The sequence below is a fragment of the Inhella gelatinilytica genome (genome assembly GCF_016093295.1).
Taxonomy (GTDB): Bacteria; Pseudomonadota; Gammaproteobacteria; order Burkholderiales; family Burkholderiaceae_C; genus Inhella; species Inhella gelatinilytica.
This window is the reverse complement of record NZ_JAEDAL010000001.1, coordinates 327,050-339,905: the sequence shown is the minus strand read 5'-3', so window position 1 is coordinate 339,905 and position 12,856 is coordinate 327,050. Positions and strand designations below refer to the sequence as shown.

The 12,856-nt window shown below is 68.0% G+C and carries 12 protein-coding genes; 6 read left to right on the top strand and 6 right to left on the bottom strand.

The genetic code is table 11. The annotated features are described in order from the left end of the window. Positions 1-24 precede the first annotated feature (24 nt). The gene (locus I7X43_RS01595) at positions 25-1,314 is read left to right on the top strand and encodes a sensor domain-containing diguanylate cyclase (protein ID WP_198099136.1); all 1,290 of its coding nucleotides are present in this window, start codon (positions 25-27) and stop codon (positions 1,312-1,314) included. Positions 1,315-1,321: 7 nt separating this feature from the next. On the opposite strand, the gene I7X43_RS01590 is transcribed toward I7X43_RS01595, so the two are convergent. Further along, positions 1,322-1,912, bottom strand: coding sequence for an NnrU family protein (locus I7X43_RS01590; RefSeq protein WP_198099135.1), 591 nt, complete (start codon positions 1,910-1,912; stop codon positions 1,322-1,324). 62 nt (positions 1,913-1,974) lie between these two features. Further along, complete coding sequence (locus I7X43_RS01585) at positions 1,975-2,418, bottom strand: Lrp/AsnC family transcriptional regulator (protein WP_198099134.1); 444 nt, start codon at positions 2,416-2,418, stop codon at positions 1,975-1,977. 170 nt (positions 2,419-2,588) lie between these two features. On the opposite strand from I7X43_RS01585, the gene I7X43_RS01580 reads away from it, so the two are divergent. The 5 genes from I7X43_RS01580 to I7X43_RS01560 all read left to right on the top strand — a co-directional run bounded on the left by I7X43_RS01580 (position 2,589) and on the right by I7X43_RS01560 (position 8,052). Then, positions 2,589-3,683, top strand: a complete 1,095-nt coding sequence (locus I7X43_RS01580) for a saccharopine dehydrogenase family protein (protein ID WP_198099774.1) — start codon at positions 2,589-2,591, stop codon at positions 3,681-3,683. A gap of 82 nt (positions 3,684-3,765) precedes the next feature. Then, on the top strand, positions 3,766-5,292 hold the full coding sequence (amaB, locus tag I7X43_RS01575) for an L-piperidine-6-carboxylate dehydrogenase (RefSeq protein ID WP_198099133.1): 1,527 nt from the start codon (positions 3,766-3,768) through the stop codon (positions 5,290-5,292). A 285-nt stretch (positions 5,293-5,577) separates the two neighbouring features. Then, on the top strand, positions 5,578-6,468 hold the full coding sequence (locus I7X43_RS01570; RefSeq protein ID WP_246480152.1) for a DUF1338 domain-containing protein: 891 nt from the start codon (positions 5,578-5,580) through the stop codon (positions 6,466-6,468). Further along, positions 6,468-6,698: a hypothetical protein gene (locus tag I7X43_RS01565; protein WP_198099131.1), complete on the top strand. Its 231-nt coding sequence runs from the start codon at positions 6,468-6,470 to the stop codon at positions 6,696-6,698. The genes I7X43_RS01570 and I7X43_RS01565 overlap by 1 nt, the downstream gene beginning before the upstream one ends. Further along, positions 6,688-8,052: an FAD-binding oxidoreductase gene (locus I7X43_RS01560; RefSeq protein ID WP_198099130.1), complete on the top strand. Its 1,365-nt coding sequence runs from the start codon at positions 6,688-6,690 to the stop codon at positions 8,050-8,052. Before I7X43_RS01565 ends, I7X43_RS01560 begins: the two co-directional genes overlap by 11 nt. Before the next feature lie 42 nt (positions 8,053-8,094). On the opposite strand, the gene I7X43_RS01555 is transcribed toward I7X43_RS01560, so the two are convergent. Genes I7X43_RS01555 through I7X43_RS01540 form a run of 4 tightly spaced genes read right to left on the bottom strand, consistent with a single transcriptional unit; the run spans position 8,095 to position 12,779 of the window. Further along, positions 8,095-8,667 carry a hypothetical protein gene (locus I7X43_RS01555; RefSeq protein WP_246480086.1) on the bottom strand — a complete coding sequence of 191 codons (573 nt, stop codon included), beginning with the start codon at positions 8,665-8,667 and terminating at the stop codon, positions 8,095-8,097. Positions 8,668-8,702: 35 nt separating this feature from the next. Beyond that, positions 8,703-9,788: an alpha-hydroxy acid oxidase gene (locus I7X43_RS01550; RefSeq protein ID WP_198099129.1), complete on the bottom strand. Its 1,086-nt coding sequence runs from the start codon at positions 9,786-9,788 to the stop codon at positions 8,703-8,705. Continuing rightward, on the bottom strand, positions 9,788-10,465 hold the full coding sequence (locus I7X43_RS01545; RefSeq protein ID WP_198099128.1) for a Fe2+-dependent dioxygenase: 678 nt from the start codon (positions 10,463-10,465) through the stop codon (positions 9,788-9,790). Before I7X43_RS01545 ends, I7X43_RS01550 begins: the two co-directional genes overlap by 1 nt. Positions 10,466-10,475: 10 nt before the next feature. Then, positions 10,476-12,779, bottom strand: a complete 2,304-nt coding sequence (locus I7X43_RS01540; protein WP_198099127.1) for a TonB-dependent receptor — start codon at positions 12,777-12,779, stop codon at positions 10,476-10,478. Positions 12,780-12,856 lie beyond the last annotated feature (77 nt).

Here is a 12,856-nt window from a genome sequence, read left to right as displayed (position 1 = left end):
CCTCCGTTTGGAGGAGTAGGCCCAGTGATCGAGATCCACGCCGCGGACGACAACCCCGCCGAAGCGTTTCGGGCGCTGCGGGTGCTGCTGGATGCCGTGGGCGCCTGCATCTTCACCAAGGATCTGCAGGGGCGCTACACCTACGTCAATGCGCCCATGCTGGCGTTGATTGGCGGCCCGGCCGAGGCGGTGCTGGGCTCGGTGGCCGACCGGTATGTGGACCCTGACGGCGCGGCCCGCATCCGAGCAGACGATGTGCGCGTGCTGCAGAACGGCGAAGACATCGAGCGCGAAGAGGTCAACGTCCTGGCCGCGAGCGGAGAGCGCCGTGTGTTCTGGACTGTCAAGCGCCCCATGCGGGATGCCCAGGGCGGCATCATTGGCCTTTGCGGCGTGTCCACCGACATCACCGAACGCAAGGCGATCGCGGCGCAGTTGGAGGACCAGCGGCAATTGCTGCAAGCGGTGCTCAACCACATTGACGCCTACGTCTACATGAAGGACGAGTCGCGCCGCTACCGTTATGTGAACGAAAAGGTGGCGCGTGAGTGGGGCGTGTCGGCGGCACAGGTGATTGGCAAGCGGGATGTGGAGGTCATGCCGCTCGAACAGGCCGAAGGGTTCTGGCGCATGGACCAGCAGGTGTTTGAGACCAATGCGCCGCAGATGGCGGAAGAGTCGTTTGTGGGGCCGGATGGCGCCATCACCTACCACTGGTCCGTCAAGGTGCCGGTGAATTACGAGGGCAGCCGCACGCTGATTGGTCTTTCGACCGACATCACGGAGTTGGTGCAACTGCGCGAGCGGCTGCGTCAGCAGGCGATCACCGATGGCCTGACGGGACTCTTTAACCGGCGACATTTCAACGAGATCGCGGAGAAGGAACTGGCCCGCGCCCGTCGCCACCAGCATGCAACGACGCTGCTGATGCTGGACATCGACCACTTCAAATCCATCAACGACCGCTTTGGCCACCCGATGGGCGATGCCGTCTTGCAGCGGGTGGCGCAAGTTCTTCAAGCCCAGTTGCGCCGCGAGGACACGCCCGCGCGTGTGGGCGGTGAAGAGTTCGCCGTGCTGCTGCCCCGGACGGATCGAGAAGCCGCGTGCGTGTTGGCCGAGCGCATTCGCGCCGCGCTGAGTCAGGACCGCGGGGTGCTGCCCGAGGGGTTGGGGCTGACGGCCAGTTTGGGGCTGGCCGTGAGCGAGGGGGGACACACCAAGCTGGAGCAGCTCTACGCCGAAGCCGACGCGCTGCTCTACCAAGCCAAGCAGACCGGCCGCGACCGCGTGTGCTGTCGCGCCGCCAGCTGAGACGGGTTCAGCGCGGGCTCACGCCCAGCCAAGCGCTGTGCACCCACAGCGCGAACACCGCGTAGAACACCGTGCCGCCGACCAGCGCAATCGCGGTTTGGCCCCAGGCCGGAGCAGCGGGCGCGGCGCCCGGCCGCCGGCGCGCGGCGCGGAAGTCCAGCACGGCCCAGATCAAAAAGCCCCCAAACAGCAACAACTCGCTCGGCTTGTGGTTCACGAGCAAGTGGGCCAGGGCCCAGAGCTTGACCGAGAGCAGCATGGGGTGGCCGAGCTTGACCTTGAAGTGGCTGCGCGGCAGGTGGTAGGCCACGATCAGCCAGCAGGCCGGCAGCATCAGCAAAGCGGCCAAGTGGCGCAGCCCGAGGGCCATGCCGGCGGGCAGGGTCAGCAGCGGCAGTTCGGTGTGTCGCACGCCCGCAAAGCCCCAGAGCAGGAGCCCGAACCCCAACAGCGAGATGCCGCTGTACAGACCTTTCCAGCGCGCCGCACCCAAACGCTCGATCTGGCGCGCGCGCCAGCCGTCGGCCACGATGCGGACCGAGTGGACGCCCAAAAAGAGCACCAACCCTAAGTAAAAAGCAATCGTTTCGAGCGGCATGACGTCGGGCCTGGATCAGGCAAGTGAGGGGGCCTCGGGATTGTGGCGGCTGTGCAAAGACCTCACGCCACGCGGTCCACCCGCATGGCCAGCAGCACCGAGGAGTTGGTGCGCAGCACGCCGTCGATCTCGCCGATCTCGTCCAGCAGGGCATCGAGCCGCTGGGTGCTCGGGGCGCGCAGCACTGCCAAGTAGTCGAACTCGCCGCTGACCGCGGCGAGTTGGCGTAGCTCCGGAATCAGAGAGAGGCGTTCGATCACGGCCTTGGTCAGCTTGGGGCTGACGGCCAGGTTCACAAAGGCCTGCACGCCCTGCGTGCCTTCCGTGGCCGCCAGCCGCACGGTGTAGCCCACGATGGCCCCGCTGCTTTCCAAGCGGGACAGCCGCGCCACGACCGTGGTGCGTGCCACACCGAGTTGCCGCGCCAAATCGGCGGTGGCCGCGCGGGCATTGGCTTGCAGCAGGGCGATCAAGCGGCGGTCCAGGTCATCCAGGGCTTGGCTCATGGTTTTCCCTATTTATTCGATAACGACGAAAAATGATGACGAAACGTCGATGCAGACCTATTTTCCGACGAACTTGACGTTTCTTTCGTCGGCGGAATTTTCTACAGTTCGCTCCATGGCCCGCCGGGACGGCGCGGCTCCGACATCAACCCTCGAAGAGATCCACCATGATGAAGATTGCCCTGCTCGGCGCCGGTCACATCGGCCAAACCATCGCCCGCCTGCTGCACGCCACCGGCGACTACCAGGTCACCGTGATGGACAAGAGCCCCAAGTACCTGGCGGTGCTGGCCGCCGAGGGCATCGCCACCAAGGAAGTGGACAGCGAGAACAAGGCCGCCCTGATGGCCGGCGTGCGTGGCAATGACGCCGTCGTCAACGCGCTGCCCTACCACCTGGCCATCACCGCCGCCGAAGCCGCGCTGGAGTGCGGCTGCCACTACTTCGACCTGACCGAAGACGTGGCCGCTACCAAGGCCATCATGGAAATGGCCAAGGACGCCAAGACCGCCTTCATGCCCCAGTGCGGCCTGGCTCCCGGCTTCATTGGCATCGTGGCCCACCACCTGGCCAAGCAGTTCGACGAAGTGCGTGACGTGCAAATGCGCGTGGGCGCGCTGCCCGCCTTCCCGACCAACAAGCTGAAATACAACCTGACCTGGTCGGTCGACGGCCTGATCAACGAGTACTGCCACCCCTGCGAAGCCATCCACGGCGGCGACTTCATCCAAGCCCTGCCGCTGGAAGGCCTGGAGCACTTCAGCCTGGACGGCGTCGAGTACGAAGCCTTCAACACCTCGGGCGGCTTGGGCACCCTGTGCGAAACCTGGAAGGGCAAGGTCCAGAACCTGGACTACAAGACCGTGCGCTACCCCGGCCACCGCGACCTGATGAAGTTCCTGCTGGAAGACCTGGCCCTGGCCGGCGACCAGGAGAAGCTCAAGGACATCATGCGCAAGAGCATGCCCGCCACCATGCAAGACGTGGTGCTGGTGTTCGTGACCGTGTCCGGCATGAAGAATGGCCAACTGCTGCAAGAAGTGTTCGCCCGCAAGATCTTTGCCGATCGTGACGTGAAGGCCCCGCTGTCGGCAATCCAGATCACCACGGCTGCCGGCATCTGCACGGCTGTGGACCTGTTCCGCCAGGGCAAGCTGCCGCAGAAGGGCTTTGTGCGTCAAGAAGACGTGGCCCTGCCCGACTTCCTTGCCAACCGCTTCGGCATGGCCTACGAGCAGCAGCGCAACGTCCAGTCGATTGCTTAAGCTAGCCACCTTGCGCTAAACACCCAGCGCCGCCGCCCTGTCTCAGTCAGCGCGGCGGCGTTTCTGCTTCCAGGAGAATTCAATGAGCACCATTTCCACCCAAGCCCACGACCTGCTGGCCCGCATGGGCGTGGCCAAGCGCCTGTACACCGAAGGCACGCTGACCGCCCGCTCGCCCGTGGACGGCGCTGTGACGGGCAAGGTCGTCGAAGGCACGGCCGCGGACATGCAAGCCGCCATCGCCCAAGCCCATGCCGCCTACCTCGAGTGGCGCGTCATCCCCGCCCCCAAGCGTGGCGAGCTGGTGCGCAAGTTCGGTGAAGTGCTGCGAGCCCACAAGACCGACCTTGCCGCCCTGGTGAGCCTGGAAGCCGGCAAGATCGCCAGCGAAGGCCTGGGCGAAGTGCAGGAAATGATCGACATCTGCGACTTCGCGGTCGGTTTGAGCCGCCAACTGCACGGCCTGACCATCGCCAGCGAGCGCCCCGGCCACCGCATGATGGAACAGTGGCTGCCCTTGGGCGTGGTCGGCATCATCTCGGCCTTCAACTTCCCCGTGGCCGTGTGGGCCTGGAACTCGGCCCTGGCCCTGGTGGCCGGCGACACCTGCGTGTGGAAGCCCAGCGAGAAGACCCCGCTGACCGCCCTGGCCACGCAAGCCCTGTTCGAGAAGGCCGTTGCCGCCTACAAGGCCGACGGCCATGCTGCGCCGGAAGGCCTGTCGATGCTGATCAACGGCGGCGCTGCCGTCGGTGAAGCCCTGGTCACGGACGCCCGTGTGCCCCTGATCAGCGCCACCGGGTCGACCCGCATGGGCCGCATCGTGGGCCCGAAGGTCGCCGCGCGCTTTGGCCGCTGCCTGCTGGAGCTGGGTGGCAACAACGCCCTGATCGTCAGCGACAAGGCCGACTTGGACCTGGCCGTGCGTGCCATCGCCTTCGGTGCCTGGGGCACCGCCGGCCAGCGCTGCACCACCACCCGCCGCGTGATCGCCCACGCCTCGGTGCACGACCAACTGGTCGAGCGCCTGGAAAAGGTGCGCGTGCAACTGAAGATCGGCAACCCCTTGGCCGACGGCACCCTGGTGGGCCCGCTGGTGGACAAGCTGGCCTTCGACGCCATGCAAGCCGCTCTGGGCCAGGCCAAGGAACAAGGCGGTGTGGTGCGCGGGGGTGAGCGTGCGCTGGCCGCCGAGCACCCCGAGGCCTTCTACGCCGCCCCGGCCCTGGTGACCATGCCGGCCCAGACCGAAGTGGTGTGCCACGAGACCTTCGCGCCCATCCTCTACGTGCTGAAGTACGAGAACCTGAGCGACGCCATCGCCCTGCAAAACAACGTGCCCCAAGGCCTGTCCAGCGCCATCTTCACCACCGACATTCGCGAGGCCGAGGCCTTCATGTCGGCGGCCGGTAGCGACTGCGGCATCGCCAACGTCAACATCGGCACCTCGGGCGCCGAAATCGGTGGCGCCTTCGGTGGCGAGAAGGAAACCGGCGGCGGCCGTGAGTCGGGCTCGGATGCGTGGCGCCAGTACATGCGCCGCGTGACCAACACGGTCAACTACAGCAACTCGCTGCCGCTGGCCCAAGGCGTCAAGTTCGACGTTTGAGGAACTGACCCACCAACCCCGAGACGGCGGAGCCGTCTCCCCCTCAAGGGGGCGCCACGAGTGGCCCGGCGAAGCCGGTTCCACCCTGGCCCCATATCTTCTGGGACTGCCCAGGTGGGCGGCCCAGTCTGCTTGAAGATTCACTCGATGAGTTCTGCTGACACCGGCGTCTATCGCCTCGTCAAGGGCATGCTCGGCGTCTCTGCCGCCGATGCCCTGTTCACCCAACTGGAAATCGACCCGCGCTTGCTCAAGCCCGTGGGCGAGACCGTCAGCCGTGCCGAGATGGCCCAGGCGCTGAACATGGTGTTGTTCTACGACCTGCACGAGCGCGTGCCCGAGGGGCACGACTACGTGCAGGACGTGATGGCCGCTGGTCAGAAGATCACCTTCGACCACGGCGCCCTGCGCACCGTGGCTTGGCCGTCTGGCGCGCTGCCGCCGGGTGAGGCCGCCATCTCTAGAGTGCTGCGTCCGCTGGGCTTTGTGGTGGCCGACACCTACCCGTTGCCGCGCCTGAAGATGACGGGCCGCGCTTGGGCGCACACCGATTTCCCCGAGACCATCGCGCAGTTTTTTGTGTCGGAGCTGCACCCCGAGCAGTTCAGCGCCGAGTTCCAAGCCGCGGTCACCCGCGTGCTGGCCGATTCGGTCGACCCGCTGGGCCCGCAAGACATTGGGCGCCTGGAGCGGCTGGGCCGTGACAGCAGCCTGCCCTGGATGGACGCGCTGGCGCTGATGCCCAAAGTGGTGGCCTGCTTCGGTCGCCAGCACGGCGGCTTCTCGCTCAAGGACTACGAGACCTTGCTGGCCGAGAGCGCCGAGATGGCCTGGATTTCGACGGAGGGCAACGCCTTCAACCACGCCACCGACCGGGTCGAGGACCTGGAGGCCTTGAGTGCGCAGCAGAAGAAGCTGGGCCGCTCCATCAAGGATGCCATCGAGGTCAGCCGCAGCGGTCGGGTGTTGCAAACCGCCTTCAAGGCCGCTCAGGTCGAGCGCGAGTTCCTGACCGAAGACGGGGACTGGGTGGCGCGCCATGTGCCGGGCAGCTTCTACGAGTTCATCCAGCGCGAGCGCCTGCAATGCGGCCGCTTGGACCTGGCGTTTGACGCGGGCAATGCGACGGCCATCTTCAAGATGACCACGCACGAAGCCCTGGAAATCCTGAACTGATGCGCTGGCTCTTCGGCTTGGCCGCCCTGGCGCTGACCGCCCTGGTGTTCTGGGGCGCGGCGGCGCTGGTGGGCCTGATTTTCGGCCCCAAGTCGGCCACGTCTTCGGGCTCCGCCTCGTGGACGGTCATGGTCCCGGTGGTGATCGGCTTGGTGGTGCTGGTGGCTGTGCGTCTGCGCATGGCCCGCGAAAAGCGCCGCCGTGCGCGGCAACACGACGATGACGCTTGAAGCCTTTTTGACGGCCGTGGGCCCCGCAGCCTGCGCCGAGATTGAACCCCGTTACCTGCAAGGGGCCCGCTACGGTGCCGGCCACGCCGCCGCCGTGCTCAAGCCCGCCACCGCTGCCCAGGCGGCCGAGTGGCTGGCGCTGGCGCAGCGCCACGGCGTGGCGGTGGTGCTGCAAGGCGCCCACACAGGATTGGTGCAAGCGGCCACGCCGAACGGGCAGGTGCTGCTCTCCACCGAGCGGCTGCGTGAGGTGTTTGAGTTTGACCCGCTGGACCGCACGCTGCGCGTCTCGGCGGGGTTCAAGCTGAGCGAGGTCAACCAGCGTCTGGCCGAGCACGGCTTGCAGTTCCCCATCGACCTCAGCGCGGACCCCAGCATTGGCGGCATGCTGGCCCACAACACCGGCGGCACGCGCATGTGCCGCTATGGCGACGTGCGCGCCAACACCCTGGGCCTGGAAGTGGCCCTGGTGAACGGCGAGGTGCTGCGGTTTGGCCATGGTCTGGCCAAAGACAACTCGGCCTTGGCCGTGCAACAGCTCTTTATCGGCAGCTCCGGCAGCTTGGGGCTCGTCACCGAGGCCACCTTGAAGCTGGCCCCGTTGCCGAAGCAAAGCGCCGTGGCCCTGGTCGCCCCTTCGGGCTTGGACGCGGTGTGGCCGCTCTATCAGCGCTGGATGGGCGAGTTCGGGGCCTTGGTCTCGGCCTTTGAGGGCCTGAGTGCCCCGGCCTTGGCGGCGGCCATCCATGTGCAAGGTGGTGCTTCACCCTTCGCGACGGAATTGCCGCCTTACAGCCTGTTGATCGAACTCTCCTCAGAGCTCTCGCCCGCGCAGCTCAACCTGCGGGAGCTCCTGCACGCGGCCTTGGAGTCGGCGTTTGAATCCGGCGAGGTGGTGGATGCCGCGTTGGACAACGACGAAGGCCTTTGGGGCCTGCGCCACGCGGTGAGTGAAGGCCTGCGCGAGCAAGGCGCCGTGATCGGCTTCGACATCAGCCTGCCGCGCAAGGCCGTCTGGTCCTTCCGCGAAGCCGCCACCGCCTGGTTGGCCGAGCACTTTGCGCCGGCCCAGGTGTGCGACTTTGGCCACCTCGGCGACGGCGGCCAGCACTTCAATTTGGTCTGGCCCAAGGCCGCCGCGCCGCTGGCCAAAGACGACAGCCTGCGCCTGCGCACCGGCATCTACGCCTTGGTCGCCCAGCACGGCGGCAGCTTCAGCGCCGAACACGGCCTGGGCCCGCTGCTGCAAACCACATACGATCAGCTCACCCCCGCACCGCAGCGCGCGCTGGCCGGGGCCGTGCAGGGCTTGCTCAACCCCGGGATGGGCTTGGGGCAGTTTCGGTTCGGGTGATGGCCGTTTGACGAGGCGGGCCAACGGCCTGGCCGCGTCGCCTCAGCGCTTCTTGCCCTTGAGCGGCGCCACGCGCATCGCGACCTCGGCCCAGGCGGATTTTTCTGCCTGCGGCGAGGGGGCGGGTGCCGGGGCGCGTTGGGGCGCTGGCGCGGCGTCCGGGGCGGGGGTCAGCACCTCGCCCAGCAAATCCAGCAGGCGGCCGCGGGCGCGCAGGGGGTGGCGGCGGTAGTAGGTCAACACCAGGCCGACGATGAAGCGCTCGTCGTCGTCCTGAGGCACGCTGGGGCTCAAATCCGCCGGGGAGGGGGCAGTGCTGGGAGCCGGAGCGTTCAGGGCGCCAGGGGCCGTCCCGTGGTCCTGGTCCATCCAGAAGGCCGGCTTGTGGCACAGCTGCTCAAACTGGCGCGCCAGGCGCTCGCCGATTTGGCGCGAACGGCTTTTGATCTGGCTCCAGTAGCTGGGCTGGATCTGCAGCCGTTCGGCAAAGCGCCGCTCCAGGCCTCGCAAGGCAGCGGCATCGGGGTGTTTGACGGTGGCGGCGACGAACTCGTCGAACAAGCGCAGCGCGTTGTCCAGACGGATCTGCGCGACGTCGCGGGGCGCGTGGGGCATGGGGGCGAATGATAAACGGCCCTTGCCTTAAAGAATTAGGTTTGACGCACCCAATCGGTGTGGAGTTCGCCCGGATGGGACGCGCCGCACAGGGCGAGGGCGATCTCGAACTCGTCGCGCAGCAGGCGCAGCGCGTGGGCCACACCGCGCGCGCCTTGCGCCGCCAGCGCCATGACGGCGGGGCGGCCGATGAAAACGGCATTCGCCCCCAAGGCCAGGGCCTTGACGACGTCGGTGCCGCGGCGGATGCCGCCGTCGACCAGCAGCGGCCAGTCGGGCCCCACGGCCGCGCGCACGGCCGGCAGGGCGTGGGCAGTGGGCCAGGCGGTGTCCAGGGTGCGGCCGCCGTGGTTGCTGACCCAGCCCGCGGCCGCGCCCAGGTCGTGCGCGCGCCGTGCATCCTCGGGGTGCAGCAGGCCCTTGAGCACGACGGGCAGCGGGCTCTCGCGGATCAGTTCACCCACCGCGCCCCAGGTCGGCGCGTGGGCCAGCAGGCCGCCGCACAGCGGTGGGTGTTCAAACGCGGGCAGGGGCGGGTGGCTGCCGGGCACGGCGTTGGCCTTGGACAGCGCCGCCGGCAGCACAAAGCCGGCACGGCGCTCGCGGTCGCGCGCACCGTGCACGGGGGCGTCCACGGTCAGCACCACGGCTTCCATCCTCGCTTGCGCGGCGTGCTCCACGAGCGCCAGGGTGCGTGCGAGCGAGCCTTGCCAATAGGCCTGCGCCCACAGCGGGCCGCGCCCCGGATCGTCGCGCACCAGGGCACTCAGCTCGGCCCAGGGCGTGCTGCCTTGGCTGGAGAGCACGCAGGCCGCACCTTGGGCGGCGGCGGCCAACACCGTGCCGCACTCGGCCTCTGGGTGAAAGAGCGCATGGGCGGCCACCGGGGCGATGCCGATGGGGTGGGCCCAGCGCCGCCCCAGCAGCTCGATCTGGGTGTGGGCGGTGGTGAGGTTGCGCAGCACGCGCGGTACCAGGTGCAAGCGCTGCCACGCCTCGCCATTGGCGTGCATCGTGGTCTCGTCGCCCGCGCCGCCGGCCAGGTAGGCCCAGACCTCGGGCGGCAGGCCCTCGCGGGCCAGGGCCTCGAAGTCACCGAGCTGGATGGCGGTGGCGCCCATCAGGTGTCCGCCCACAGGCGCAGCAGGTTGTGATACGTGCCCATCAGGCGCACGGTGTCGTCGGTCTCGCCGTGTTGCTCGCGCAGCCGCATCAGGGCGAGATCGAGATCGAAGAGGATGCGGCGCTGCTCTCCACTGCGCACCAGGCTTTCGATCCAGAAGAAGCTGGCGCGGCGCATGCCGCGGGTCACGGGCTCCACGCGGTGCACGCTGCTGGCGGGGTAGAGCAGGGCCTCGCCGGCGGGGAGCTTGACGCGCTCCTGCCCAAAGGCGTGTTCCACCACAAGCTCACCCCCCTCGTACTCGTCCGGGTCGGCCAGGAAGACGGTGCAGCTCAGGTCCCCGCGCACGCGCTGGCCGCCCAGGTGGCGGATGGCGTTGTCCACGTGGTTGCCGTAGGCGTTGGCAGCCCCGGCGTAGCGGTTGAACTGCGGGGGCACGATCTTCTTGGGCAGGGCGGCGGTCAGGAAGAGCGGGTGGGCTTCCAGCGCGCCGAGGATCAGGGCTTGCAGCTCCTGCGCCTCCGGGCTGGAGAGGCGCAGTTGCTCGTTGTTCTTCACGGCCACGGCCTGGCGGCCGGCCGTGGCGCTGCCGTCCTCCCAGGGGCCTTGGTCCAGCAGCGTCCGGGCGCGGCGCACAGCGGCCGGGCTCAAGACCTCGGGGAGACGGATCAGCATGGCGTGCTCCTTAGAACTTCAGGCTGGTGGTGATTTGGACCATCCGGCCCGCCCCCGGCACGTAGTGACCGGGATAGAGCTGGTCGGCATAGAGCTTGTTGGTGAGGTTGCTCACATTGGCCTTGATCGCCACCCGGTTGTGCACCAATTGGTACTCGGCCATCAGGTCGGCGGTGGTGAAGGCGGCCGCCTCAAAGCCCGGGTTGCGCAGCGGGGTTTGGCTGCTGCGGTGGTTGAGGCCGGCACCGAATCGCCAGTCGGCGCCCCATTGGTAGGTCAGCCACGCGGTGGCGGTGAACTTGGGGGTCAGGCTCGGGCGGTCGCCTTGCACCTCGCCGGAGGTGGCCGAGCTGACGTCGATGGTGGCCACGGGCATCCACACCGTGCTGACAAAGAGCTCCCAGTCCTTGCCGATCTTGCCGGCCACGTCCAGCTCCAGGCCGGCCACGTGGCGGCGGCCGGAGAGGGTGACCACGTTGGTCAAGAGGGGGTCGGTGTTGCGCTCGTGCAGCTTGGTGGAGCGGAAGAGCGCAAAGCGGGTGCTCAGCCGGCCGTCCTCGGAGTCGATCTTGCCGCCGGCCTCCAGGTTGATGGCCTGCTCAGGGGGGATGTTTTGGTTCTCCTTGGACAGCGAGTAGGCGTCGCCCGAGGTGTTGAACGAGGTGGCGCCCGAGACGTGGAAGCTGGCGCGCTCGTTTGGCTGGAACAGCGCACCCAGGCGCTGGCTCCATTCGCTGACGGTCATGCGGTAGCCGGTGGTGCCGGTGGCCTGGAACTTGTCAAAGCCGTGTTGGCCTTTGCTGCCGGTGTAGGTGTAGCCCAGGGTGTCGTAGTCGCCCACCAAGTGGTCGTGGCGCAGGCCGGCCAGCAACTTGAGCGTCGGTGCCACCTGCACCAGGTCTTGCACATAGAAGCCCTCGGCGCGCGAGCGGTATTCGCTGGTGCGGAAGAGCCGGCGGCGTGCCTCGTCGATGGCGGCGCCGTCGGCGGGCGCACCCACCGAGGTGTTCGGCTTGGTCAGGCCCACGGCTTGGCTGAATTCGGCGCGCAGGGCGGCGGGCACGACGCTCAAGAGATCGCCCTCCACCGTCTTGCGCTCGTGCGCAAGGTCCACCCCGGCTTGCAGCTCGTGCTGGAGGCCGGCGAATTGCAGGCGGCCGCTGTAGTCCGACTGCAGAGCGGCGGTGTCCAGCGCCTGAACCTTGAGCGCCGAGCCGCGCGTCAGCACCGTGCTGGGCGTGAGGGTGCTGGCGATGACGGGCCTGCCGTCGGGCTGCAGGGTGCTGGCGCCAAAGCGCATCACGCTGGCGCGCAGGTCGCGCTCGTAGTGTCCCACGCGCAGCACAGCGCGCAGCTCTTGGCGCGGTGCGAAGCGGTGCACGTGGGTGAGCGTGGCGCTGCTGGCCTGGCCGTGGTTGCGGTCGCTGGTCAGGCCGTAAGTCGTGGTTGGGGCGGCCGGCAGCAGGGTCGTCGCGGGGTCGAGGACGGCGGGTTGCCCGGCGGCGGCCGGCGGCACGCTGCGCAGCCAGGGCAGGCCGTAGTTGATGCCGTTTTCGTTGTTCAGGTGGTAGAGCGTGAAACCGAACTCGTCGCGCTCGCCGATGGCGGTGCGCAGGTTCACGGCCAGGCCTTGTTTGTCCACGGCCGAGCCGGTGCCGTTGTCGTCGGCCTTGGCAATCAGTGTGCCCACGCGCAGGGCGCTGCTGTCGCTCAGGCGGAAGTTGAAGTCGCCGACCTTGCGCATCGTGTGGTGCGAACCGAGCGTGAAGTCCACTTGGTGCTCGTCGATCAAGCGGGCGCTCTTGGTGACCTGGTTCACCGCGCCGCCGGTGGAGCCGCGGCCAAACAGCATGGAGGCCGATCCGCGCAGCACTTCCACGCGGTCGTAAAAGAAGGTGTCGCGGTCGTAGAAGGCGGGGTCGCGCAGGCCATCCACAAACACGTCGCCGGTGGCGGCCAGGGGGAAGCCGCGCAGGCGGATGTCCTCCTCGCCGCCTTCGGCCGCCAAGAAGCTGATGCCGGCGGTGTTGCGCAGCACGTCCTTGAGGGTCTCAAGGTTGCGGTCGTCGATCAGCTTCTCGGTCACCACGGTCAGGGACTGCGGCACGTCGCGCAGCTCTTGCTTGCCCTTGCCGATGCGGGTCTCGGTGGCTTGCACGCCATCCTTGCCTTGCGGCTCTTTGGGAGCCTTGGCCTTGACGGTGGGCAGCTCACGCTCGGGTGCTGCGTCAGCGTGCGCCGGCAGCTGCAGGCCAGCGGCCAGGGCGCCCAAGGGCATCAAAGGCAACCAGCGGCGCAAGGTGGGTGTGTTCATGGTGTCTCCAAGTCAAAGGCAAAAGGGGGCCCAGCGCCCGCGGGGGGCGCGGCAAAAAATCGGGGGTAGGGTGGGCG

Excerpts from the sequence above, each read along its gene's own strand:
- I7X43_RS01540 (WP_198099127.1), bottom strand. The coding sequence starts at position 12,779 with ATGAACACACCCACCTTGCGCCGCTGGTTGCCTTTGATGCCCTTGGGC.
- I7X43_RS01560 (WP_198099130.1), top strand. The coding sequence starts at position 6,688 with ATGACGCTTGAAGCCTTTTTGACGGCCGTGGGCCCCGCAGCCTGCGCC.
- I7X43_RS01565 (WP_198099131.1), top strand. The coding sequence starts at position 6,468 with ATGCGCTGGCTCTTCGGCTTGGCCGCCCTGGCGCTGACCGCCCTGGTG.
- I7X43_RS01545 (WP_198099128.1), bottom strand. The coding sequence starts at position 10,465 with ATGCTGATCCGTCTCCCCGAGGTCTTGAGCCCGGCCGCTGTGCGCCGC.
- I7X43_RS01580 (WP_198099774.1), top strand. The coding sequence starts at position 2,589 with ATGAAGATTGCCCTGCTCGGCGCCGGTCACATCGGCCAAACCATCGCC.
- amaB (WP_198099133.1), top strand. The coding sequence starts at position 3,766 with ATGAGCACCATTTCCACCCAAGCCCACGACCTGCTGGCCCGCATGGGC.
- I7X43_RS01585 (WP_198099134.1), bottom strand. The coding sequence starts at position 2,418 with ATGAGCCAAGCCCTGGATGACCTGGACCGCCGCTTGATCGCCCTGCTG.
- I7X43_RS01550 (WP_198099129.1), bottom strand. The coding sequence starts at position 9,788 with ATGGGCGCCACCGCCATCCAGCTCGGTGACTTCGAGGCCCTGGCCCGC.
- I7X43_RS01555 (WP_246480086.1), bottom strand. The coding sequence starts at position 8,667 with ATGCCCCACGCGCCCCGCGACGTCGCGCAGATCCGTCTGGACAACGCG.
- I7X43_RS01570 (WP_246480152.1), top strand. The coding sequence starts at position 5,578 with ATGGCCCAGGCGCTGAACATGGTGTTGTTCTACGACCTGCACGAGCGC.
- I7X43_RS01590 (WP_198099135.1), bottom strand. The coding sequence starts at position 1,912 with ATGCCGCTCGAAACGATTGCTTTTTACTTAGGGTTGGTGCTCTTTTTG.